General features: G+C 44.9%; 23 protein-coding genes and 1 riboswitch. Of the genes, 21 read left to right on the top strand and 2 right to left on the bottom strand.

From position 1 onward, the window contains the following. Positions 1-172: 172 nt before the first annotated feature. Both F3H20_RS01425 and recG read left to right on the top strand, forming a co-directional pair. Entirely contained in the window at positions 173-370 is a 198-nt protein-coding gene (locus tag F3H20_RS01425; RefSeq protein ID WP_149733195.1) for a DUF1858 domain-containing protein, read from the top strand. A 40-nt stretch (positions 371-410) separates the two neighbouring features. Further along, positions 411-2,462 carry an ATP-dependent DNA helicase RecG gene (gene recG / locus F3H20_RS01430; RefSeq protein WP_149733196.1) on the top strand — a complete coding sequence of 684 codons (2,052 nt, stop codon included), beginning with the start codon at positions 411-413 and terminating at the stop codon, positions 2,460-2,462. Positions 2,463-2,624: 162 nt separating this feature from the next. Here recG and F3H20_RS01435 read toward each other — a convergent pair whose 3' ends face one another. After that, entirely contained in the window at positions 2,625-3,410 is a 786-nt protein-coding gene (locus F3H20_RS01435; protein ID WP_149733197.1) for a HipA family kinase, read from the bottom strand. 87 nt (positions 3,411-3,497) lie between these two features. Next, the gene (locus F3H20_RS01440; RefSeq protein WP_149733198.1) at positions 3,498-4,100 is read right to left on the bottom strand and encodes a hypothetical protein; all 603 of its coding nucleotides are present in this window, start codon (positions 4,098-4,100) and stop codon (positions 3,498-3,500) included. A gap of 241 nt (positions 4,101-4,341) precedes the next feature. Between F3H20_RS01440 and F3H20_RS01445 the strand changes: the two genes are divergently transcribed. From F3H20_RS01445 to F3H20_RS01535, 19 genes are all read left to right on the top strand, one after another. Beyond that, positions 4,342-4,620, top strand: coding sequence for a 2-hydroxymuconate tautomerase (locus F3H20_RS01445; protein ID WP_149733290.1), 279 nt, complete (start codon positions 4,342-4,344; stop codon positions 4,618-4,620). A 68-nt stretch (positions 4,621-4,688) separates the two neighbouring features. Then, a complete protein-coding gene (locus F3H20_RS01450) occupies positions 4,689-5,156 on the top strand; it encodes a hypothetical protein (RefSeq protein WP_149733199.1) in 468 nt (155 codons plus the stop codon). A 138-nt stretch (positions 5,157-5,294) separates the two neighbouring features. Next, a riboswitch (cyclic di-AMP (ydaO/yuaA leader) is annotated at positions 5,295-5,424 on the top strand. 7 nt (positions 5,425-5,431) lie between these two features. Continuing rightward, positions 5,432-5,845 (top strand): 3D domain-containing protein, encoded by a 414-nt coding sequence (locus tag F3H20_RS20340; RefSeq protein ID WP_091743467.1) that lies wholly within the window; start codon positions 5,432-5,434, stop codon positions 5,843-5,845. A 166-nt stretch (positions 5,846-6,011) separates the two neighbouring features. After that, positions 6,012-7,466, top strand: coding sequence for an IMP dehydrogenase (guaB, locus tag F3H20_RS01460; RefSeq protein WP_149733200.1), 1,455 nt, complete (start codon positions 6,012-6,014; stop codon positions 7,464-7,466). 311 nt (positions 7,467-7,777) lie between these two features. Then, positions 7,778-9,781 carry a transglycosylase domain-containing protein gene (locus tag F3H20_RS01465; protein ID WP_223191552.1) on the top strand — a complete coding sequence of 668 codons (2,004 nt, stop codon included), beginning with the start codon at positions 7,778-7,780 and terminating at the stop codon, positions 9,779-9,781. A 156-nt stretch (positions 9,782-9,937) separates the two neighbouring features. Then, positions 9,938-10,666 (top strand): WecB/TagA/CpsF family glycosyltransferase, encoded by a 729-nt coding sequence (locus F3H20_RS01470; protein ID WP_188128162.1) that lies wholly within the window; start codon positions 9,938-9,940, stop codon positions 10,664-10,666. 105 nt (positions 10,667-10,771) lie between these two features. Continuing rightward, entirely contained in the window at positions 10,772-11,410 is a 639-nt protein-coding gene (locus tag F3H20_RS01475) for a phosphatidylserine decarboxylase family protein (protein WP_149733201.1), read from the top strand. Next, positions 11,407-12,087: a CDP-diacylglycerol--serine O-phosphatidyltransferase gene (pssA, locus tag F3H20_RS01480; protein WP_149733202.1), complete on the top strand. Its 681-nt coding sequence runs from the start codon at positions 11,407-11,409 to the stop codon at positions 12,085-12,087. Before F3H20_RS01475 ends, pssA begins: the two co-directional genes overlap by 4 nt. A 191-nt stretch (positions 12,088-12,278) precedes the next feature. Beyond that, entirely contained in the window at positions 12,279-13,565 is a 1,287-nt protein-coding gene (locus F3H20_RS01485) for a glycosyltransferase family 2 protein (protein WP_149733203.1), read from the top strand. Positions 13,566-13,680: 115 nt separating this feature from the next. Then, entirely contained in the window at positions 13,681-14,064 is a 384-nt protein-coding gene (gene queD, locus F3H20_RS01490; RefSeq protein ID WP_149733204.1) for a 6-carboxytetrahydropterin synthase QueD, read from the top strand. After that, positions 14,061-14,786 carry a 7-carboxy-7-deazaguanine synthase QueE gene (locus tag F3H20_RS01495; RefSeq protein ID WP_149733205.1) on the top strand — a complete coding sequence of 242 codons (726 nt, stop codon included), beginning with the start codon at positions 14,061-14,063 and terminating at the stop codon, positions 14,784-14,786. Before queD ends, F3H20_RS01495 begins: the two co-directional genes overlap by 4 nt. Before the next feature lie 39 nt (positions 14,787-14,825). Continuing rightward, on the top strand, positions 14,826-15,575 hold the full coding sequence (gene surE / locus F3H20_RS01500; protein WP_223191564.1) for a 5'/3'-nucleotidase SurE: 750 nt from the start codon (positions 14,826-14,828) through the stop codon (positions 15,573-15,575). A 121-nt stretch (positions 15,576-15,696) separates the two neighbouring features. Next, a complete protein-coding gene (locus F3H20_RS01505) occupies positions 15,697-16,113 on the top strand; it encodes a TIGR04086 family membrane protein (protein WP_188128163.1) in 417 nt (138 codons plus the stop codon). 77 nt (positions 16,114-16,190) lie between these two features. Then, a complete protein-coding gene (gene iorA / locus F3H20_RS01510) occupies positions 16,191-17,918 on the top strand; it encodes an indolepyruvate ferredoxin oxidoreductase subunit alpha (RefSeq protein WP_223191565.1) in 1,728 nt (575 codons plus the stop codon). Next, positions 17,911-18,495 carry an indolepyruvate oxidoreductase subunit beta gene (locus F3H20_RS01515; protein ID WP_149733209.1) on the top strand — a complete coding sequence of 195 codons (585 nt, stop codon included), beginning with the start codon at positions 17,911-17,913 and terminating at the stop codon, positions 18,493-18,495. Before iorA ends, F3H20_RS01515 begins: the two co-directional genes overlap by 8 nt. Positions 18,496-18,665: 170 nt before the next feature. Further along, positions 18,666-19,460: an S-methyl-5'-thioadenosine phosphorylase gene (mtnP, locus tag F3H20_RS01520; RefSeq protein WP_149733210.1), complete on the top strand. Its 795-nt coding sequence runs from the start codon at positions 18,666-18,668 to the stop codon at positions 19,458-19,460. A gap of 9 nt (positions 19,461-19,469) precedes the next feature. Then, positions 19,470-20,507, top strand: coding sequence for an S-methyl-5-thioribose-1-phosphate isomerase (mtnA, locus tag F3H20_RS01525; protein ID WP_149733211.1), 1,038 nt, complete (start codon positions 19,470-19,472; stop codon positions 20,505-20,507). Next, the gene (locus F3H20_RS01530; protein ID WP_149733212.1) at positions 20,508-21,749 is read left to right on the top strand and encodes an adenosylhomocysteinase; all 1,242 of its coding nucleotides are present in this window, start codon (positions 20,508-20,510) and stop codon (positions 21,747-21,749) included. 212 nt (positions 21,750-21,961) lie between these two features. Beyond that, positions 21,962-23,248: an amidohydrolase gene (locus F3H20_RS01535; RefSeq protein WP_149733213.1), complete on the top strand. Its 1,287-nt coding sequence runs from the start codon at positions 21,962-21,964 to the stop codon at positions 23,246-23,248. Positions 23,249-23,301 lie beyond the last annotated feature (53 nt).

Raw genomic sequence — 23,301 nt, forward strand, 5'->3', positions numbered from 1 at the left:
TAATGAAGACACGCTTATAAACCAAACATAGATATTTTAACATAAGAGAATAACTTTGCGCAAGGGATTGTTCTTAAAATTATGGAATAACTTTGAAACTTTATATGGACAGCAGGATTTTAAATAATCTTTAGGGAAAATCTATGTAAATAGGTGTTGGGAGGCGTGGCACATGATTACCGAGGATACTCCTATACTGGAAGCGCTCCAGTCGCACCCGCAGGCTCGAAAAATTTTTGCTTTACACGGAATGAGTTGTATTGGCTGCATGGGTTCTGCCAGGGAAACTATTGCCAGTGGAGCCAAAATGCACAATATTGATGTAAATGCATTGCTAAGGGAACTAAATCAAGCAAAAGAAAAAGAATAGGCAAAGTACCCTTAATACCTATTCTTTCCGGGGTGATACTTTGATAAAGACGTTGTCAACTGACATCAGATATATGAAGGGAGTGGGAAACGCCAAAGCCGCGCTGTTGGCTTCTTTGGGGATTTATACCGTGCGGGATTTAGTGGAGCATTTCCCGCGCCGCTATGAAGATCGCAGCCAAATAAAAAAGATCAGTCAACTGACTGACGGTAATGTGGAAAGCTGCCGGGGCACGGTACTTAAGGTTACGGCTAATAAGACCCGTCGGCTTACTCTGACAAAAATAATCATACAGGATGACAGCGGCAGGGCTGAACTGGTTTTTTTTAATCAACCCTATTTAAAGACAAAATATAAAGTCAATATGGAAGTCATGGCCTATGGCAAAGTTCAAACGAAATTTTTTCCGGTACAAATTGTGAATCCGGAAATAGAAATTCTGGATGAGACAGGAATGCCCTGTGCAGGGACTATATTGCCGGTTTATCCGGCCAATGAGGCTGTCAGCCAACGGTGGTTGAGAGGTTTAATTAGACAATCCCTTGATTTTGCCCTACAACAGCCATTGGAATCTCTGCCTGCAATGCTTCTGATGAATTTTAAGCTGATGGAACGTAAAGAAGCGTTGTTACAGGTTCATTTTCCCGACAACTGGGAGATATTGAAAAAAGCGAGGGAAAGACTGGCGTTTGAAGAATTGTATTTATTGCAATGTGGTTTGTTGTATACTAAAAATGCTGCGAAAAAGGATGTGCTGGGAATTAAGCATGCTTCTGACGGTAGCTTGGTGTCTCAGTTTGAACAGCAGCTTCCTTTCCAACTTACCGAGGGACAGCGGCAGGCATTAACTGAGATTAAGGCGGACATGGAGGCGCCGCTTCCCATGCAGCGGATGGTACAGGGTGATGTCGGCTCGGGTAAAACAGTTGTAGCTGCTATCGCGTTAGTAAAGACAGTGGAAAACGGTTATCAGGGAGCTATGATGGTTCCCACTGAAATATTGGCGGAACAGCATTATCAGACTCTGGCTGCCCAGCTTGAAAATCTGGGAATTAAAGTGGCTCTTTTAACAGGAAGTGTTACAAAGGGAAAGCGAAAAGAATTGCTGCAAGCGCTTCAGACCGGTTGTATCGACATCGTCATTGGCACTCACGCTTTGATCCAAGAAGATGTTTGCTTTCATAGGCTGGGATTGGTAATTACCGATGAACAGCATCGTTTCGGAGTCCGGCAGCGGGCAAAATTACAGGCTAAAGGCATGATGCCGGATGTGCTGGTTATGACGGCAACACCGATTCCGCGCACGATGGCCCTAACGGTGTATGGCGATTTGGATGTTTCCTCCATACGTCAGTTGCCGCCAGGGCGAAAACCGATAAAAACCTTTGTTCGCGGTTCGGACCGCAGGCATTTGGTTTATAAATTTATAACGGATGAAATAGCTAAGGGCCGTCAAGCCTATATTGTATGCCCTTTGGTAGATGAATCGGAAAAAATCCAGGCTCAATCAGCGACACAGCTTTATGAAGAGCTGCAGGAAACCTATTTTCGGAATCTAGACTGCGGTTTAGTACATGGCAAAATGAAGAACCTGGAAAAGGATGAAATGATGCGCCGGTTTTATGAGGGCGGTGTTAAGGTGCTTATTGCCACAACGGTCATTGAAGTCGGGGTCAATGTTCCTAACGCCACTATTATGGTCATTGAGGGGGCGGAGCGGTTCGGCCTGGCACAACTGCACCAACTGCGGGGACGGATTGGCCGGGGCGAGCATCAGTCCTATTGCATTTTATTGTCAGATAACCCCAATCCGGAATCACAGGAACGTCTGCAGGTCATGACGAGTACCACTGACGGATTTGCTTTAGCGGAACAGGATCTTTTGCTGCGCGGTCCCGGCCACTTTTTTGGCGAACAGCAGCATGGATTGCCGGACCTTAAGATAGCAGATATTGTCAATGATCTTGAATTGTTGCTTAAAGCTAGAAAGGCTGCCTATGAAACGGTTACGCAGCCCGGTGAATTTGAGAAAGTGCGTCCTTATATAGCGGAACGTTTTTGTCATCACTTTGATCAGATTTTCCAATGTTAAAAATTTATGACATACTGCCAGTCTGCAATGGGGATAAAAAAGGGCGGCCTACGCCGCCGATTATGGGAGAGGAGAAAATTTACATTACTATTGTTACCGGACATAGAAAATATATACAGCCTTTTGGTATAAATCATTAGGACATGCTTTCAGCAGTGGTTGTTAGATGATTCTATGGGGAGTCGCTGCAGTATACTGGCAAAGTGCATAATATAATCTATCGGCTATTCTTTGGCGCTCTTCAATGAAGGTTTCCAGTGTCTGCGCTTCTTCTGGATTAGTCCACCATTCAGAGGGAATTTTTTGGATAACCTTTCTGATTTGGGGCTTGCTGATTTTTTTAAAGGCCTCAACATAAGGTTTAAAATCTTGTGGCGTAAGATAGTTTTTCAATAACATCCGAAAAGCGCGACGGTAATAAATATAAATTTTATTTGCCAAAAAGGTTACCGATTCATTCGTCCATTTTCCTGAGCGGAATAGATGGGAATTATCGATAGCATAGGCTTTACAGTTAGCAGCTTGTGAAACAACCAGTAAATTTTTTCTGTTATTAGTACGGTCAGCGTTGTGAAAGAGATGATCAAAAAATATCACTCCTGCCAATTCATGAAGATTGGTAATCTGTGAAAAGGTATATTTATCAATATAGGTCGCATGGGATATATATTGTGAGGCAAAATGGATGCCTGCAGTAACACCTTCAGCTCGGAGCTGCGGATAGGATTCCAGGAAAGACTCATCAATGGTAAAACACTGGCTGGCAGGAAAACAGAGATTGAGTAAATTACCTAACTGACTTGCCAGTAGTTCACTGATTAATACTTTTGTTCCATAACGGTTGTTTTGGAGCTTGACAATATATATATTGCGGTCGTTGGCACAAAAAAAATGGGGGGATGTCGCTCCGACACCAACGCGTCCCAGATATTCCTTGGCAAACAACATACGTTAACCTCCTGGGAAGAATAGGGAAATAAAAACGACCCGGCTATATGATTAACCGAGTCGCTGGAGTACGGACTTTTAACTTTGTTAGCAACAGCAAACGGTTGATATAGATGTCAGCGATTCAAGATTTACTAGGACAGATCTTACGTCCCTGTTGCTGATGCATTGATCAGTACCAGGAACAAAAATACTGTTGACTGTTAAGAGTGCCAGACAATTGTCTGCTGCGCCGAGCGTTCCTTCAAATAAGAAACCGCCCAAAGTTGTAAGCACTACCGTATCGCCGACCATGCGCCTTAACTGACATACCAGATCATGTCCGTCCTGGCGTTGCTCTTCTCCATCACGCTGCCCTAAGCCGATTACGCCGTTAACGTTCAAGGCATTTCCGGAACCGGTGTTATTAAAGGGATCATTTACAATGCCGGAGCCTTTGGCGATAATTGACCATAGGTCAACTCGCAAGAAGGTCACTTCTCTGATTTCGCCACCCGGCGTAAGAATTTCAACTTCATTGGATTCTGCCGTTATTGCAGGGGTTAGAAAAGCTATCCGGCAATCCTCAATTGCCTGCAAATTTCCATAATAGGTAAACCCGTCAACTCCAAATAGCAATACATCTGTATTGATTTCACGCTCCAGATCTTTAATGAACTCTAGATTACGGATTTCATGTAAAAATCCCATAAACGTTTTCCTCCCTGTGTTAAGAATTATAAACTGACTTACTATACTTTATGAAAAATGGAAGGATAGTGTTCCTTTTTTGGCATATTTCCCTGGTTAAAGCATAACCTAACCGGCAGGGTTGTTAGGGTGAATGACGAATATATTTAGGGAGTCACTGATTTATTCGTATTGTGCGTTCTATCGGGTCTTTTTCCGCCTGGCGTCGTCAGCAAAGCTTCGCGAGAGCACTGCTATTCCTATGGATTTGCTTCCTTGCCAGACGGAAAAATCTTTAGCCAGCCCGACGGGATTATTGAATCAGCGATTCCCAAAGATAAGGAGGAGAGCTATTATGCCGATCGTTCAAATTGATATGTTGGAAGGCCGTTCTACCGAACAGAAAAGAGAACTTGCCAAAAAAATTACCGAGGTAATTGTTGAAACTGCCAAATGTCAGCCTGATGCAGTGACCATTGTAATCAGAGAGGCTGCTAAGCAGCATATCAGCAAAGCCGGCGTACTCATGCTGGATAAGTAGTAATAAGTAAAAAACAGCCCATCGCTTAGCGCGAATGGGCTGTTTTAGCAAGGAGGCATATTATATTTATGAAAAAGACCTTTGCCGGGGATTTAGAGCGAGCGATAACCGAAGAATTGGAACAACTGAAAAAACGTACACCGGAATTAACCTGTCTGTGGGATCTGTTGCTTGTATTGCAGGAAGAGTTTATACAAGTGCTGCAAAGTGATGAGCCAGTCAACCTGGAAACAGGGCGGTTGACTGGTTCAGACGAAGCTTGGAAACAAGTTCATGCCTATATTGCAGGAATGGAAGGGGCCGTTTTACAGCGAGCCATTCCTTTATGGACAATTTATTCCTTGCTGGAGCGGACGGCTCAATATTATCATCAGGCAGGCATCAATAGCGCCTATCCAAAAGAAAAAGCGTGGTATCTTTCCTTGGAGCAAATAAAACTAATGGAAAAACGAAAAGTAGGGGGCGCTGTACGGACCGTACATAATCATCTTTGGGGCCAGCTTGGTTTTGCCCCATTTATGATCGGCAAAGAGTAGTATTTGAAGTCTCGTTTCAGTGACTTTACGAGCAAATAGGAGCATATCATACCATAACGGAGTATGCTAATAATAAGTTTGCGTAAATATAGTATAACATATTGGGATCGGGTTGCCTTTATTGAGCAGCTACGTTATTATATGTGCATGCCGAATTTCTTTTAAAGAAAACGGGGGAACCATTTTTGGGGTGAATCCGCCTAAAGCGGTAGGGATTATCCTTTGTCCGAACCCGACAGCTAACCTCGCAGGCATATAGAAAGGAGTGTACCACCATGTTGAATTTTAAAAAAATACTTTTATGGGGTACCATACTAACTGTTTTGCAGATGACTTTTGTTGCACCTGTTACTTTTGCCAAGGCGGCAGCCAAGCCGGATTCTTATACTAAGAAACTGGATATTAAGGCAACCGCGTATGCACCAGGACCGCATGATAATGGCAAATGGGGTAATTTGACTCATTTAGGCACTCAGATTCGTCCGGGTGTTATTGCTGTAGACCCTTCGGTTATTCCGCTTGGTTCTAAAGTGTATATTGAGTTCCCTGACGGACAGGGAAAGTATGCGGTGGCGGAAGACACCGGCGGCGCTATTAAGGGAAACCGGGTGGATATTGCCGTTGAGTCGGTGGCAAAGGCCTATGATTTCGGTATCCAACACGTTAAAGTATATGTATTAGAAAAATAATGACTAGATCATGGATTGGAGGGTTTGTCTTTCAATCCATGATTTTTTTGTCGAAAATAGGTAAAAATTTTTAACTCCTACATAAAAAATGGTAGATTCGGTAAGTTTAAATGTGGTATTATATTATGAAATACACCTGTATTGTTTTCGGGAAGGAGATAATTTAATGTTTGAGGACAAATTTGCCACAAAAGGGTTAACCTTTGATGATGTGTTATTAATCCCGGGAAGATCCGATATTTTACCGCGGGATGTAGAAGTGAATACCTATCTGACCAGGAATATCAAACTCAACATTCCTATTGTAAGTGCCGGAATGGATACGGTAACAGAAGCACCAATGGCTATCGCTATGGCCAGAGAGGGCGGCTTGGGCGTAATTCATAAGAATATGTCCATTGAACGGCAAGCCAACGAGATTGATAAAGTAAAACGCTCCGAGCACGGAATTATCGTTGATCCCATCTTTTTATCGCCGGATAACATACTGCAAGACGCGCATGATCTAATGGAAAAATACCATATTTCCGGTGTGCCTGTTACGGTAAATAACAAATTAGTAGGCATTATAACCAATCGTGATTTACGGTTTGAAACTAATTTGACCGCTAAAATCCGTGACTGTATGACACGGGAACGTTTAATTACGGCACCTGTTGGCACTTCTCTGGAAGATGCCAAGGAGTTATTACGTCAGCACCGGATTGAAAAATTACCCTTGCTTGATGAAGCAGGCAATTTAAAAGGGCTTATTACAATTAAGGATATTGAGAAGGCTCAAAAATATCCCAATTCGGCGAAGGACGCCAAAGGCCGGTTGCTGGTGGCTGCGGCCGTAGGTGTTGGTGCCGATATGATGGATCGTATTGATGCCATTGTCGCGGCTAAGGTTGATGTCCTGGTAGTGGATACCGCCCATGGCCATTCTAAGGGTGTTTTGGACGCTGTACGGACCATCAAAGCTGCCTATCCGCAAGTCGATCTTATTGCCGGCAATGTGGCTACGGCAGAAGCCACCCGCGATTTAATCGAAGCCGGTGTGGATGCTGTGAAAGTAGGAATTGGTCCTGGCTCCATTTGTACAACCCGTATTATTGCCGGTATCGGTGTTCCGCAAATTACGGCTGTATATTCCTGTGCGCAGGCGGCCCGTGAATATAATATCCCGGTTATTGCCGATGGCGGTATTAAATATTCCGGTGACATCACTAAAGCGATTGCGGCGGGAGCCAGCGTTGTTATGGTAGGAAATCTACTGGCTGGGACAGAGGAAAGTCCGGGCGAAACGATTATTTATCAAGGGCGCAGCTACAAGGTATATCGTGGAATGGGATCACTGGGAGCCATGGCTGAGGGCAGCAAAGACCGTTATTTCCAAGAGAATATGGACAAGCTGGTGCCGGAAGGTATTGAAGGCCGTGTGCCGTATAAAGGTTCTCTGGCAGATACTGTCTTCCAACTGGTTGGCGGCCTGCGCTCCGGCATGGGTTACTGCGGCGTGCGTAACATCCAGGAATTGATTGTTAAGTCGAAGTTCATTCGTATTACCGGTGCCGGGCTGAAAGAAAGCCATCCTCACGATGTGAATATTACCAAGGAATCTCCAAACTATAGTTTGTAAAACTGCAATTGATCTATCAGTACGATAAAACAAAAACACCGTCCACAATTCTTGTTGGCGGTGTTTGTCTTATATCCCTATCCCTTACTCGCGTTGAGGTGTGTTTTCAAACTACCAGAAACGTTCTTCGGCGGTGCTTTTTGTGCCCTGCACGATGAAAAATTTTTGGAATAACGTCTATTGCTCCCCCGGAAAATTTGCTTATTTAGCGCACAAATCACTCGCATAAATCATTCCGTTAGTCTGAAAACACACCTAAGCGCGTAAAGCCTATATTTTTTTGAAATACTAGTAGAAAGGGAGGTGCACCGGTGTATATATTCCGTTTTTTTTCATGCACAGCTTTTTTACTGGTTTTATTTTTGACAAGCAGTTTGCTTGGCGGTTGCGCAGGCATTAATCTGCCGCGTACCGACAATTTGGAAAACCTGCAGCTTATCGAAGCTACGCAGGTTTATGATAGCCAGGGGCAGCTTATCTCCAAGTTGTTTGAGGAAAATCGGGTGGTGGTTACTCTTAACAATATTTCTCCTTACGTTCAGCAGGCGGTTATTGCCAATGAAGATGTACGATTTTATAGTCACATAGGTGTTGATCCGATTGGGATTTTGCGTGCTCTTTGGGTAAATATTCGAACCGGTGGGCTAGTGGAAGGCGGCAGTACGATTACTCAGCAGTTAGCCAAGAACATGTTTCTTACCCAGGAAAGGACATTTTCCCGAAAAGTCAATGAATTGCTGTTGGCGGTAATTATTGAAAGGAAATTCACCAAACAGGAAATCCTGCAGGCTTATTTAAATCAGGTGTATTTTGGCGAGGGAGCTTATGGTGTGGAAGCAGCAGCGCAGGTCTATTTTGGCAAATCAGCCAAGGACCTGACATTGGCCGAAAGTGCTTTGCTGGCCGGCCTGCCCCGAGGGCCCAATATTTATTCTCCCTATATCGACAGCGGGGCGGCGCTGGAACGGCGTAATACAGTCATTGCCGGTATGGCCAAAGCGGGATATATTACAGAGGCAGAGGCCGAGAAAGCCAAAAAGGAGCAACTGATTGTTTCCGGTAAAAAGAAACGTTCGGTACAAGCATCCTATTTTCTTGATTATATCGCCAATCAATTAGTGGAAAAATACGGAGCCAACCGGGTTTATAAAGGCGGTCTCAAGGTTTATACCACACTGGATATTAGAACGCAGCAGGCTGCAGAAACCATTTTGGGAAAACAACAGGGAGGGCTTTTGGCGCTAGATCCCCGGAATGGATATATCCGTGCCATGGTTGGTGGCAGAAATTATGAGGAAAGTCAGATAAATCGGGTTGTTACAGAGGTACGTCAACCAGGGTCGGCGTTTAAACCATTTGTATATGCTACAGCCCTTGATCAGGGAATGCCGATGAATTCTATTATTTTGGATGAGGCTATCAATATTAATGGCTACAGTCCACAGAATTATGATAAAAAATATCTTGGTCCCATTACTTTTAAAAAGGCTTTGCGGCTATCTGTCAATGTAGCCGCGGTAAAATTAGGACGGCAGGTTGGAATCGAACAAGTGTTAAATTTGGCTAAAAGCCTGGGTATCACGACACTGGTACCGGAAGATAACAATTTGGCGGCAGCGCTTGGTGGATTGACCCGTGGGGTGAATCTGTTGGAATTAAGTACGGCGTATACTGCTTTTGCTAATAACGGAATAGTTTCCCGACCTGTCAGTATCATAAAAGTTCTGGATGAAAATAATCAGGTATTGGAAGAAAACCATCCGGTTCAGCAGGCTGTTTTGCGTCCGGAAATTGCATACCTAACAACCAATATGATGAAAGCGGTCATTGACAGTGGGACTGGCACGCCGGCCCAGCTTGGCAGGGATGCGGCCGGTAAGACAGGAACGACCGATAATTATGAAACGGCCTGGTTTGTTGGTTTCACCCCGGAACTTCTTGTAGGGATTTTTGTGGGGAATGATGATCGTACACCTGTGGGGATTTCGGGAACACAGGTGGCGCAATTATGGGGTAATATGGTATCACAACTACCGTTTAGCAAGGGAGCTTCCTTTGTCGTTCCAGCTAACGTGGTGACAGGCATTCCTGTTTGTACCGATTCGGGAAAAATTGCGACGCCAGCCTGTCCGGAAATAGAATATGATGCCTTTATTAAAGGAAGTGAACCTAGTGAAATCGACTCCCGGGCAAGACTGGAAAACTCCAGACAAAAGCAAGCCGATATACCGGGAAACGATCAACAGGAGGGGAGCAGAAAAAAGCGAAATGATAAATTGAAGTGGAACTTTCCGTTTCAATTGCCCAAGTTTTAAAAATATGGTAAAATATTCTTTGGTCTAGGTAGTTTATTTATATTAGGGCGTGTTTTCAAAACTATCTGCAACGTTTTCCCTGCGGCGCTTTTGTGCCATGAATCATTCGGTTAGTTTAAAAACACGCTCTAAGAGAAAAGGAGATTATGGTCTGCAGTGCATATGAAGATATCGGTATTGGATATAATGATTGATTGTGTTACTATGCAGGAAGCTGTCGATACGATACAAAGCTTTATCGATTCGGGCAAGCCTCATTTGATTGCCACCGCAAATGCTGAAATGGTTATGTTTTCCCAGCAGGATAGGGAGTTAGCCGATATTTTGAACCATGCTGATCTGGTCGTTCCTGACGGAGCCGGTGTTGTGTGGGCGGCACGGTATCAGGGAGCTCCTATGCCGGAACGGGTTGCCGGATACGACTTAGCTCAGCGGTTGTTGGCTCTTTCTGCCGAAAAGGGTTACCGGGTTTTTATGTTTGGCGGTGCTCCTGGTGTGGCGGAAAAGGCAAAAGCGTCAGCAGAAAGAATTTATCCTGGCTTACAAATTATAGGTACGCGAAGCGGTTTTTTCTCATCGGAAGATGATGCAGCTATTATTAATGAAATTCGAGGGGCCCAACCTGTCATTTTACTGGCTGCTTTGGGTGTGCCCAAGCAGGAAAAATGGCTGCAGGCCAATTTGACTGCCCTTAATGTTCCCATATGTATGGGAGTGGGAGGAACTTTTGATGTTATGGCCGGAAATGTCCGCCGTGCTCCTGTTTGGATGCAACGTGCCAATCTGGAATGGCTGTTCCGTTTGCTTAATCAGCCGTCCCGGGCTATTCGCATGCTGGCATTGCCACGCTTTGTCCTTAAGGTTATGGGTCATAAAAAACATTAGACAAAGTACTCCTATTATATTATAATAATTTGAGAATGCAGGAAGATAAGAGTTCCTTGCTTTTTATTTTTATAATGCCATAGTGGGGACGAAGGGGGTGTATAGATGGTTAAAACGCCTATAGTCAAAGAAGGTTACATATACATCGCTTTTCTTGCACTGCTCACTGCCATAGTCGCTTTGGCCGCTGGCCCTTATTGGAGTGTTGCCCCTGGGATATTATTGGTTTTTGTTACATTTTTCTTTAGGAATCCTAATCGCTCCATTCCCGAAGATAGCGTGCTCGTTTTGTCACCTGCCGACGGTAAGGTGATGAGTGTTTGCGAAGTATATGATGATCAGTTTTTAAATGAAGTAGGCAATAAGGTAACTATTTTCCTGTCTGTCTTTGATGTGCATGTGAACCGTAGTCCTATTGCTGGCGAGATTACTTTCCAGCAATATACTTGCGGACGTTTCCGTCCTGCCTATAAAGAGTCGGCCGGTTGTGAAAATGAACGGCATGCCATTGGTTTGGAGAGTGAAAATATGCGCGTTCTGGTTACTCAGATTGCCGGACTTTTAGCACGCCGGATCGTATCCTGGGTCACCTTGGGAAGCATGCTTGAAAAAGGAGAACGCTATGGTATGATTAAGTTCGGTTCCTGTACAGAAGTTATTATGCCTAAAACCGTAGAGGTTCTTGTAAAAAAAGGGGACCGGGTTAAAGGCGGGGAAACCATTATCGGGAGGTTAATGCAATGAAAAGCATAATCCCCAATGCGTTAACAGCGCTTAATTTGGTATTGGGTGTTTTTGCAATTATATCCACTTTACAACAGCAATTTGTGTATGCCGCTTTTTTTATTGTTTGCGCCATGATTGCTGACGGTTTCGACGGTCGGGCTGCTCGTTTTTTTAAAGTCAGCAGTGAGTTTGGTAAAGAACTGGACTCGCTGTGTGATCTTGTGTCCTTTGGGGTGGCACCGGCGATTCTGGCCTATGTTTTTTCGCTGCATGAGCTGGGCTATGCCGGCTATGGCGTTGCTGCTCTTTTTGCGACCTGTGGCGCTCTTCGTTTGGCAAGGTTTAATGTAAATACAGGTATTGTAAAAGGCTATTTTATGGGACTCCCCATACCGGCCGGCGGTTGTGTCATAGCAACCTTTATTCTGGTAGGGTATAAACCGGAAGCCTGGCTGTTTGCCGTTATGGTTGCCATTGTCGGCTATCTTATGGTCAGCACGATTCGTTACCCTGATTTTAAAGGAAAGGGAGAAAAAATACGAGCCATTCCGGCTATCTGTACGGCAGTTTTTGCCGCCTTCCTTTTGTTTACTATTAAAGACGCAACGGCATGGATTTTCATTCCTTTTATTGCTTATGTTTTACTGGGTATTCTCAATACTCTTTTTAGTTTGTTTGATACTTGTACGGCATAATATACCTCGTGCACAGTATATTCGGATACTTGTTTTTGGATTGGGGTATATTATTTGTAAATAAAGTGTCTAACAATAGGGGACTGGGGAAGCTATTGTGCCACTAATTATCGGTTATCTGATAATTAGCATTTTGTGTGTTTTCCTGGAATCCTTTTAAAAACAGGTTTTTTAGAAGGAGTAACATTAGAATGAACTATATTTTGGATTACATAATGGTTCCCATACAACTTATTATCGTCTTTTTCACGGTATACTATTTTGTGATTGCATTTTTTGGTATGTGGAAAAGGAAGGAAGAAAAAATTCTTACTCCCCAAAAAACATTTGCTGTCGTAGTTGCTGCCCATAATGAGGAGCAGGTTATTGGACAACTGGTTGAAAATTTGCATGTGCTTAACTATCCTAACGAACTATATGATATCTTCGTAGTTGCCGATAACTGTAATGATAAAACAGCTCAAATTGCCCGTAACGCAGGTGCCAATGTTCATGAACGGTTTAATTTGGAGGAACGGGGCAAGGGTTTTGCCATGGAATGGATGTTTGCCAAGCTGTTCCGACTCGAACGGAAATATGATGGCGTTGTTATCTTCGATGCCGATAATCTGGTTCATCCCGATTTCTTATTGGAAATGAATAACCGCCTGTGTAAAGGCGAGCGGGTCATTCAGGGTTATTTGGATGCAAAAAATCCTAATGATACCTGGATTGCCGGCACTTTTGCCATTTCATTCTGGGTGGTTAACCATATCTGGCATCTAGCTAAGTATAATATCGGATTATCCAGTGTTTTAGGCGGGACAGGAATGTGTATTGCATCAGAAGTTCTGGAAGAGCACGGTTGGGGAGCCACCTGTCTGACAGAGGACATGGAGTTTACCATGAAAGCGTTGCTGAAGGGAATTCCTACCACGTGGGCTCATGACGCCATTGTCTATGACGAAAAACCACTGACCTTTAAACAAGCATGGAATCAGCGTAAGCGGTGGGCACAGGGGCATTTTGACGTAGCCGGCCGTTACATTCCACAATTATTGGTTGAGGGGATAAAACAACAAAATGTCCGGTTGCTGGATGGAATTATTCATTTGATACAACCGTATTTTTTAATACTCTCTACTTTGTTTATTTTATCGAATTATGTTTATCATTATGTTCCATTTTATACGAACATTTTGTATATGATATTACCAATCGAGGTTTGGACGGCAATTGCTATCGGACAATATATCTTCCCGGTTATTGTTTTGGCTAAAATACGGGCCAGTTGGAAGTGCTGGCTTTATTTGATTATGTATCCTATATTTATTTACAGTTGGATTCCGATTACATTTCTTGGTTTTATTCATCGCAATGAACGTGTATGGAGTCATACTCAGCATACACGCAGCATGAGTTACAAGGACATGCTGCTGCCGGACACGCGGGAAGAGTTTGCTAAGGAAGAACTGCTGGGAAAACAGGCGGTTAAATAAAAGCGAATAAGAAGTATGGCAAAAGGTGAGTTTTCTAACTCATCTTTTTTCAATCGTTTTTCGGTATAGTTTGATTCTGTAAATAATATTTTTGTTTAAAGAAAGGAAGTTGCCCATGTTTGAATTGACGATCATTGTTGATTTTGAGGCTGCTCATCACATTCCGGATTATCCCGGAAAATGCTGCCGGCTACACGGCCATAACTGGAAGGTGGAAGTGTCAGTCAAAGGAAAGCAATTAAATACCTTGGGGATGCTTATTGATTTTAAAGAATTAAAAGCCGAGGTTCAGGTCATTATTGGCAAATTGGACCATTTTTATTTGAACGAAATTGAGCCCTTTTGCCGGATTAGCCCTACGGCGGAGAATATAGCCAGATACATTTATGACGAGCTTGCCAATCACGCCGGGCTTGCCGAAACCGTAACGGTTGCTTCAGTCAAAGTATGGGAGTCGGCACACTCGGCCGTGAGGTATTCCGGTGAGGAACAACAATGAATACCCTGCAGTTGATCGAATTATTTTCTTCTATCCAGGGAGAAGGACCGTATATTGGTTATCGACAATTGTTTTTGCGTTTAGCCGGTTGTAATGCCGCCTGTATTTTTTGTGATACTTCAGAATCCCGCAGTATTCCGACAACCTGTATGCTGGAACAAACGCCGGGCCAGCGGGATTTTACCGTTCTACCCAATCCTGTGCCGGTTGATGCACTGGCGCACCGGGTGAACCGTCTGTCCCAGACAGGGCATCATTCGGTGAGTATAACCGGTGGCGAGCCGCTCTGTCAAAGTGAGGCGCTATTGCAACTGCTACCCTTACTGCAAGGGCGCATTTATCTGGAGACGAACGGTACTTTACCGGAAGAATTGGCCAAAGTACTGCCTTATATTGACATTGTCAGCATGGATATTAAACTGCCCAGCACCTCTGGTCGGGAGTATTGGCAGGAGCACCGCCGTTTCTTGACCTTAGCCAGTCAAAAGGAAGTATTCGTAAAGATTGTGGTAAGTTCGTTGACCGGAGAAAAGGAATTTCTTGAGGCGATTCACCTGATCGGCTCGGCGGATGTAATGCTTCCGTTGATTTTACAACCCGTTACTCATGCCGCACTGGCTGTTGAAACAGAGCAAATCGTAAAATGGCAGGAGCGGGCGCTTGACTATTTACCCAACGTGAGGGTCATACCGCAGACTCATAAATATTTGGGAGTATTGTAAAAATAAAAAGACGATGAATGGAGGGATTACATTTTGCGCGTGTTATTGACGAATGACGATGGCATTCATTCGGCAGGAATACAGGCTTTATGGCAACAGTTTGCTTCTGTTGCCGAAGTTACCGTTGTCGCCCCCGACAGCGAAAAAAGTGCAACCAGCCAGGCGATTACCGTTCATCAGCCAATTTATGTTGACGAACAAGTAATCGAACAGGCCGGTGTCCGAGGTTGGCGGGTCGTGGGGACTCCTACCGATTGTGTTAAGATTGCTTTGGAAACCAATATCATGGAACCGCCGGATTTGATCGTTTCCGGTATTAATCATGGACCGAATATTGGTACCGATGTACTTTATTCCGGTACGGTCAGTGCCGCTATAGAGGGAGCGTTGCATGGTATCCCGGCCATAGCCGTTTCGCTTGATGCCAGGGAAAACTTCGATTTTACTGCCGCCGCTCAATTTGCCGTAAGGTTAGCTAGACAATTTATCCAAAACCCATTGCCGCCGCGAACCTTGCTAAATGTAAATGTCCCGGCGCTGCCGCCCGATCAGATCGCTGGTGTTTCGATCACCAAGCTGGGGTGCCGGGAATACCGTAATGCGTTTCATCCCCACCAAGATCCCAGAGGCAGAATATATTATTGGATGAGCGGCGAAATTGTCGACTGCGACAATGAGCCGGATACTGATGTAGAGGCTGTCAAAGCCGGACGAATCTCAGTGACTCCTATTCATTTTGATTTGACCAAGTATAACCTGATGGATGCATTGACTTCCTGGAAGTTATAAAAAAACTAATCGACAACTTGCTTGCCAGGTTGTCGATATTTTTTGTCCCGCATTAGTCATATTTTGCCAAAGTCTGAATAAAGTAACTATGAAAATAGTGCTTTATAAAGGGGGGAATGCTGTGGCGGTACATAACCGTTCCCGTTGGAACACTGCGGACAATAAGAGAATGACAAATCCGCTTTCGCTGATTATTCGAGGAACTTGCATTAGTTTTATTTTTTCGTTGCTTTCCGTGCTCTTGTTAGCAATTTTTACGCTGGTTTCTGATTCTGAATATCTTGAGACTTATTTAGAGTACATCATGGTGGCAATCAGTATTGGCAGTATCTTTTTGGGAAGTGTTCTGGCCACACAGAAAGCGGAGGCCAAGGGCTTGCTCATTGGTATGTCTGTCGGAATTTTATATGTAGGTATCTCTGTACTGATTGGTATGGAACTGAATAATGATGCGGTCACGACTTTGGTTCTTCTCAATAAATTATTGGCAGGCGTTGCCGCAGGAGCGCTTGGTGGTTTAGTCGGGGTAAATTTATAAAATCGCAAGGATTTTACTATATTTTGGCGAAGGTAATAGCATGTGATGAAACAAGGAAAGGATGAGCCCCCATCAGCATATTATTATCAGGCAACGAAGCAGTTGCGCGTGGCGCTTATGAAGCCGGGGTAAAGGTCGCCTCCGCTTATCCGGGAACACCGAGTACTGAAATTCTTGAGAATATTGCCAAGTACGACACTATATATAGTGAATGGTCACCCAATGAAAAAGTGGCTGTTGAAGTGGCGCAGGGTGCTTGTTTGGCCGGCGGCCGTGCTTTGGTCGCGATGAAGCATGTAGGCGTAAATGTGGCGGCAGACCCGCTATTTTCGCTTGCCTATACAGGTGTTAATGCCGGTTTTTTATTAATTTCGGCCGACGATCCAGGCATGCATAGTTCGCAGAATGAGCAAGATAACAGATACTATGCCAAGTTTATGAAAATACCTTTATTGGAACCGTCGGACAGTCAAGAGGCCAAGAATTTTGTGCATGCCGGTCTGGAAATTAGTGAAACTTTTGATATACCGGTTTTATTACGGTTAACTACCAGGATTTCTCATTCCAAAAGCTTAGTTTCTTTGCTGGAGCCACAGGAACATACTTTACGGAGCTATCAAAAAAATCCTGAAAAATATGTTTTAATGCCGGCACACGCCAGGAAACTGCGCATTAGTCTGGAAGAACGGTTAGAAAGGCTCCAGGTGTTTGCGGAAACCTTTTCCGGAAACTATATAGAAGGAGAAGGCAAAGACTTTGCCGTCATTACCAGCGGTATTACTTACCAATATGCCCGTGAGGCATTAGGGGACCGGGCTACCTATTTAAAGCTTGGTTTTACTTATCCTTTACCGGAACAATTAGTCCGTGAGTTTGTCCGGAATCATCAAACGGTATATGTTATCGAGGAAGGTGAACCTTTTCTTGAAGAGCAAATCAAGGCGTTGGGCCTTTCCGTAGTGGGTAAAGAGATTTTTTCGGCCATCGGTGAAATGAGCCCTTCCCTTATACGGGAAAGGCTTCTTTTGGAAACACACCGGTCGGAAGATGCCAGTCAGGAACTGCCTTTGCGGCCTCCGGTTCTTTGCCCTGGCTGTCCGCATCGTGGCGTATACCATGCAATAAAAAAATTTGCCGATATTATCACTACCGACATAGGCTGTTATACCTTGGGGGTACTGCCGCCATTGCGGGCCGGTGAAGTGGGGCTTTGCATGGGAGCCAGTATCGGTAACGCGCTGGGAATGTCTAAGGTATTACCGGCGAAAAAGATTGTCGCTACGATTGGTGACTCCACCTTTCTTCATTCCGGGGTTACCGGTCTGATGGATGTCGTGTACAATAAAGGCAATATAACGCTGGTTATCCTGGATAACTCCATTACCGGTATGACCGGCCATCAGCACAACCCTTCCACCGGCTTTACGATAAAAAACGAGCCGACGCAGAAGATTGATTTGGAAACGATGGTCCGTGCCTGCGGGGTAGAGCAGGTTTTTGTGGTGAACGCCTACAATCTGGCAGCGGTGGAAACAGCACTGCGCGCGGCAGTGGATCACAATGGGCCTGCTGTGGTTATTGTTCGCCAACCTTGTCTGCTTATTGAGAAAAAAATCAGGCGCCGCCCGTTGCAGATTGATAAAAAATCCTGTAAATACTGTAAAATGTGTCTTAAAATCGGCTGTCCGGCGATTTCTGATCGGGCAGGTGAAATAACTATTGATCAGGCGTTATGTAATGGCTGTACCGTTTGCAGCCAAATTTGTCGCTTTACAGCTATAAAGGCAGGTGCCAACCATGGGTAAGCAGGTTAATATCCTTATTGTCGGTGTAGGTGGGCAGGGTACCTTACTGGCCAGTAAAATAATCAGCGGCGTGGCCCGGCTAAGCGGCTATGATGTAAAACAATCAGAGGTCCATGGGATGGCACAACGCGGCGGCAGCGTCGTCACATATGTCCGTTTTGCCGACAAAGTATTCTCTCCTTTAATCGAGAAGGGACAAGCTGATATGATATTGGCTTTTGAGAAGCTGGAGGCATTACGCTGGTCGGTCTATCTGAAGCCGGAAGGGACCATGATCGTTAATACCCAGGAAATAGCACCGATGCCTGTTATATTAGGCGCGGCTACCTATCCTGAGAATATTGTTGAGACGCTCTCCCGGCGTTATAAAACGATACCTGTACAGGCCCGGGAAATAGCCGGAGAGTTGGGCGAGCCACGGACAGTGAATACCATATTGCTAGGCGTAGCAGCCCGTATTCTGGAGTTTGAGCAAAACCTCTGCTTACAGGCCGTTGAACAAGCGGTGCCTGAAAAAGCACTTGTCATCAATCGACAAGCTTTCCTTGCCGGCTGGGATACGCATTTGTCTGTTTGATATATGGATGGATAAATGATGTGAGAGTAACAGGGGCATTCTATGATTTAGTTGCCTTGGTAATTTTGCTTTGCCTACAGCAAAGCTTATTCGATAAGCTTTGCTGTTTTTCTTTACAGAGTATAGTACAATATAAGGTAATGCAGCAATCTAATAAAGGAGTGAGCAATATGGCGAAAATCGCGATTATTGGAGGAACCGGCGTTTACGATCCTTCCATATTACATAATGTACAAACAGTGGATATCACTACTCCCTATGGTGAGGTAAGCTGCCAGGTCGGAGAATTTGAGAATAAAATGATTGCTTTTATTCCCAGGCACGGCAGTCAGCACTCCATTGCGCCTCATTTAATCAATTACCGGGCCAACATTTGGGCTTTAAAAAAAATCGGTGTAGAGAGTATCCTGGCTACAACTGCTGTAGGTTCGTTAAATTTGGCGATGAAACCAGGTGATTTTGTACTGGTCGATCAATTTCTGGACTTTACCAAAAGCCGGATCAATACTTTTTATGAAGGCGGAGAGAGAGGCGTTGTCCATGTTGACGTTACCGAACCCTATTGCCCGTCACTCAGAAAAAAACTGGTCGAAGCAGGCGAGTCGCTGGGTTTTGCTGTACATAATAAGGGAGTTTATGTGTGCGCGGAAGGTCCAAGATTTGAAACACCGGCGGAAATTTCCATGTTTAAACAAATGGGCGGTGATCTTGTCGGTATGACCAATGTTCCGGAGGTGGTGCTGGCGCGGGAGGCTGAGATTTGCTATTCGACCATTTCGATGGTAACGAACTTTGCTGCGGGAATTTCTCAAACACCTTTGACGCATGCAGAAGTTGTTGAGGCCATGCAGAACAATACGCAGCATATCAAACAATTGGTTATGACGGCCATTGAACTGATTGATACGGAAAAGGATTGTGGTTGCCGTCATGCGTTAGCCGAGTATGGCGGATTTAAATTATAGGAGGTTCATATGCAAGCAATTTCTTGGAAAGGTAGCTATTTATCCTTATTGAACCAAACCTTACTGCCCAACAAGGTAGAATATATACAGTGCCGGGATTATCGTACTGTAGCAAAGGCAATTAAAAATCTTGAGGTACGCGGTGCTCCGGCGATAGGGGCTGCGGCCGCTTTTGCGATGGTGTTAGGCATCCGGGAATTAGCCGTACGACCGGAGCTTACTGATGAGAAAATTAGCGTATTGGCGAAAGAATTAAAAAAGACAAGACCGACTGCGATCAATCTGGCCTGGGCTGTCGACCGCATGTTGGGGGTAGTGCAGCGCTATAAGCAGGACAGTGACCTGCTTGATAAGCTGGAACAGGAAGCCCTGCTCATTGCCGAAGAAGACAAACAAGTTAATTACCGTCTTGCCCAGTATGGCGCGCAATTGTTTACCCAACCGACTGCCATATTAACTCACTGTAACTCAGGTACCCTGGCGACAGTTGACTATGGAACGGCTTTAGGCGTCATTCGTAGGACTTGGTCCGAAGGAAATGTATCCCGTGTTTTTGCTGATGAAACCAGACCCTTGCTGCAGGGTTCGCGGTTAACCGCCTGGGAACTTATGCAAGATCATATTCCGGTTACGTTAATTACCGACAGTATGGCCGGCTGGGTTATGAAACAGAGGATGGTTCAGGCAGTGATAGTGGGAGCAGACCGGATAACCAGTAACGGCGATGTGGCAAATAAAATCGGAACGTATAGTGTGGCCATTCTGGCGAAAGAACATAACATTCCTTTTTATGTGGCTGCACCGCTTTCGACGTTTGACTTTTCCATGCGGTCCGGCGATGAAATTCCTATTGAGGAACGCAAGCCTGAGGAAATTACCTTTCTGAGCGGTGTGTGCGTGGCTCCTGACGGAGTTCCGGTATTTAATCCGGCCTTTGATGTTACACCCAATTCGTTGATAACGGGTATTATCACAGAATATGGTGTATTACGGACGCCGTATGAAATATCAATTGAAAAATTAAAAGCTAAGAAAGGTGATATGTAAATGGAATCGATCATTAGAGATAAGAGCCTTGCCGCACAGGGTGCCGATAAAATAAATTGGGTCAAGGGCTTTATGCCAGTGCTTAACGTGTTAAATGAAGAACTTTCGGCTACAAAACCTCTGGTTGGAAAGAATATAGTTATCACCATGCATTTGGAGGCCAAAACCGCCTATTTGGCGCTGGTTTTGAAAAATGCCGGGGCGAATGTCGCAATCACCGGCAGCAATCCGTTATCCACACAAGATGATGTAGCGGCAGCCCTCGCGGAACAAGGTGTGACCGTATATGCTTGGTATAATTGTACGGCTGAAGAATATGAACAATTCTTACATAAGGCGCTGGATACCAAGCCGCAAATTATTGTGGATGACGGTGGTGATCTGGTATCCTTGCTTCATTCGACACGCAGCGAGTTAGCGCCTCATATTCTTGGCGGTTCCGAGGAAACCACTACAGGTGTTATCCGCCTGAGGGCGCTGGAAGCGGAAAAACGCCTGCAATTTCCAATGATGGCGGTAAACGATGCCTATTGTAAATATCTGTTTGATAATCGTTATGGCACCGGACAGTCGACCTGGGATGGAATTATGCGCACAACCAATCTTACTGTTGCCGGGAAAACTGTTGTAGTGGCCGGTTATGGCTGGTGCGGCAAGGGGGTTGCCATGCGGGCCAAGGGGCTTGGTGCCAATGTCATTGTTACCGAAGTCAATCCCATCAAAGCGATTGAAGCCGTATTTGACGGTTTTAGAGTTATGCCTATGCAGGAAGCCGCAAAACAGGGAGATTTCTTTGTGACGCTGACCGGCTGCAAGCATGTCATTCGGCGTGAGCAGTTTGCCGTAATGAAAAACGGCGCTATTTTAGCCAATGCAGGTCACTTCGATGTGGAGATAAATCGGGAGCATTTGGCGGCCGATTCGGTTTCACAGCGGGTGGTCCGTAAAAATATAGAAGAATTTACTTTTTCCGATGGCAAAAAGGTCTACTTGCTGGCTGAGGGAAGACTGGTAAATTTGGCTGCCGGTGATGGTCATCCGACGGAAATCATGGATTTATCGTTTGCCATGCAGGCTCTGGCCGTTATGCATATTGCGGAGCATCACAGCGAAATGAGTAATAAAGTATATATAGCCTCCGATGAACTGAATTCACGGGTAGCGCTTTTAAAATTACAGGCAATGAACATAACGATTGATCATCTGACAAAAGAACAGGAACAATATTTAAAGCAGGCTTAAGGATAAAACCATGCCGATGCTTTAGACAATCTAGGGACCACTGATTCATTGAATTACGCGTCTTGGCGGATCTTTTTCCGTTTGAGTGTGTCAATAAAACCCTGAAATAGCTGACCTTTCCCAGGGGTTTTACTTTCTTGCCAGGGACGACACTCATTAAATCAGTGGTTCCTAACTCCTGCGGGAATGCAGGAGAGAAAGGACGGTGTAAAATGCCTCAGACAATTATTTTAAAGAATGTTGAACTTTTATCTGACTGTGATGAACTGATTCAAACAGATATTACGATCAGTGACGACTGCATAACAGGTATCGGCACCGCTATGGAAGCAGGTGATAAGACAAGAGTTATTGACTGCACTGACAAACTGGCCATACCGGGACTGATTAACACACATACCCATGCCGCCATGTCGTTGTTCAGAAGCTATGCCGATGATATGCTGCTGATGGATTGGCTGGAGAATAAAATCTGGCCGGCCGAGGCTAACTTAACGGCAGAAGATGTATATTACGGAACATTATTGGCTATTGCCGAAATGCTGAAAACAGGTACGACCACCTTTGCCGATATGTATTTTTATATGCCCCAGGTTGCCGAAGCGGTTGCCGAAAGTGGCATACGAGCAGTGCTGGCCAGAGGCATGACCGGTTTGGGCGCCAATGCGCTGCAGTCATTGGCGGAAAGTGAGGCCTTTTACCATGAGTATCATCATACGGCAAATGAACGTATTACGGTTATGTTAGGACCTCACGCGCCTTATACCTGTCCACCGGATTATTTAAAAAAAGTGGTGTCCTTAGCCCAGAAGCTGGATGCCGAGATTCATATCCATTTATCGGAAACAGCCGGTGAAGTGGAAAATTGCTTTAAGCAGTATGGGAAGTCGCCGATTGAATTAATGTCTGAATTAGGCGTACTGGACTGCGGTGTATTGGCAGCTCATTGTGTACACGTTTCGACTGAGGATATTCAGATCATGCGGCAAAAGCAGGTCCGCGTGGCGCATAATCCGGGAAGCAATATGAAATTAGCCAGCGGTATTGCACCTGTGCCGCAGATGTTAGCTGCCGGCCTTTGTGTTGGTCTGGGAACCGATGGGGCTGCAAGCAACAACAATTTGGACATGCTGGAGGAAATCCGGCTAACAGCGCTGCTGCATAAAGTTAACACTCGTGATCCTCTGGTTATACCGGCTCAAACCGCTGTTAAAATGGCAACTGCTTTTGGGGCGCAAGCGTTGGGCTTGGCTGATAAGGTTGGACGCTTAGCTCCGGGCCTTAAGGCAGATATTGTGCTTCTCGATATGGATTCTCCTCACTGGTGCCCCAGACACAACCGTTTATCATTGCTGGCTTACTCAGCCTCAGCCGGCGATGTTCATACCGTTATTGCCAATGGCAAAATTGTGGTTGAAAATCGCCGGTTAACAACAATAGACGAAGAAAAGCTGCTTTATGAGGCGCATAAGCGCAGTATGAGATTGACAGGAAAATAAGCTTGGACTGTTTGTCCTGCTTCTGTTTATACGTACCTGCAAAGGAAGTGATC

The organism is Propionispora hippei DSM 15287, assembly GCF_900141835.1.
Taxonomy (GTDB): Bacteria; Bacillota; Negativicutes; order Propionisporales; family Propionisporaceae; genus Propionispora; species Propionispora hippei.

Excerpts from the sequence above, each read along its gene's own strand:
- F3H20_RS01475 (WP_149733201.1), top strand. The coding sequence starts at position 10,772 with ATGGTTAAAACGCCTATAGTCAAAGAAGGTTACATATACATCGCTTTT.
- F3H20_RS01530 (WP_149733212.1), top strand. The coding sequence starts at position 20,508 with ATGGAATCGATCATTAGAGATAAGAGCCTTGCCGCACAGGGTGCCGAT.
- mtnP (WP_149733210.1), top strand. The coding sequence starts at position 18,666 with ATGGCGAAAATCGCGATTATTGGAGGAACCGGCGTTTACGATCCTTCC.
- F3H20_RS01435 (WP_149733197.1), bottom strand. The coding sequence starts at position 3,410 with ATGTTGTTTGCCAAGGAATATCTGGGACGCGTTGGTGTCGGAGCGACA.
- pssA (WP_149733202.1), top strand. The coding sequence starts at position 11,407 with ATGAAAAGCATAATCCCCAATGCGTTAACAGCGCTTAATTTGGTATTG.
- queD (WP_149733204.1), top strand. The coding sequence starts at position 13,681 with ATGTTTGAATTGACGATCATTGTTGATTTTGAGGCTGCTCATCACATT.
- mtnA (WP_149733211.1), top strand. The coding sequence starts at position 19,470 with ATGCAAGCAATTTCTTGGAAAGGTAGCTATTTATCCTTATTGAACCAA.
- F3H20_RS01445 (WP_149733290.1), top strand. The coding sequence starts at position 4,342 with ATGGATTTGCTTCCTTGCCAGACGGAAAAATCTTTAGCCAGCCCGACG.
- F3H20_RS01440 (WP_149733198.1), bottom strand. The coding sequence starts at position 4,100 with ATGGGATTTTTACATGAAATCCGTAATCTAGAGTTCATTAAAGATCTG.
- F3H20_RS01485 (WP_149733203.1), top strand. The coding sequence starts at position 12,279 with ATGAACTATATTTTGGATTACATAATGGTTCCCATACAACTTATTATC.
- F3H20_RS20340 (WP_091743467.1), top strand. The coding sequence starts at position 5,432 with ATGTTGAATTTTAAAAAAATACTTTTATGGGGTACCATACTAACTGTT.
- F3H20_RS01495 (WP_149733205.1), top strand. The coding sequence starts at position 14,061 with ATGAATACCCTGCAGTTGATCGAATTATTTTCTTCTATCCAGGGAGAA.
- F3H20_RS01425 (WP_149733195.1), top strand. The coding sequence starts at position 173 with ATGATTACCGAGGATACTCCTATACTGGAAGCGCTCCAGTCGCACCCG.
- F3H20_RS01515 (WP_149733209.1), top strand. The coding sequence starts at position 17,911 with ATGGGTAAGCAGGTTAATATCCTTATTGTCGGTGTAGGTGGGCAGGGT.
- guaB (WP_149733200.1), top strand. The coding sequence starts at position 6,012 with ATGTTTGAGGACAAATTTGCCACAAAAGGGTTAACCTTTGATGATGTG.
- F3H20_RS01450 (WP_149733199.1), top strand. The coding sequence starts at position 4,689 with ATGAAAAAGACCTTTGCCGGGGATTTAGAGCGAGCGATAACCGAAGAA.
- F3H20_RS01535 (WP_149733213.1), top strand. The coding sequence starts at position 21,962 with ATGCCTCAGACAATTATTTTAAAGAATGTTGAACTTTTATCTGACTGT.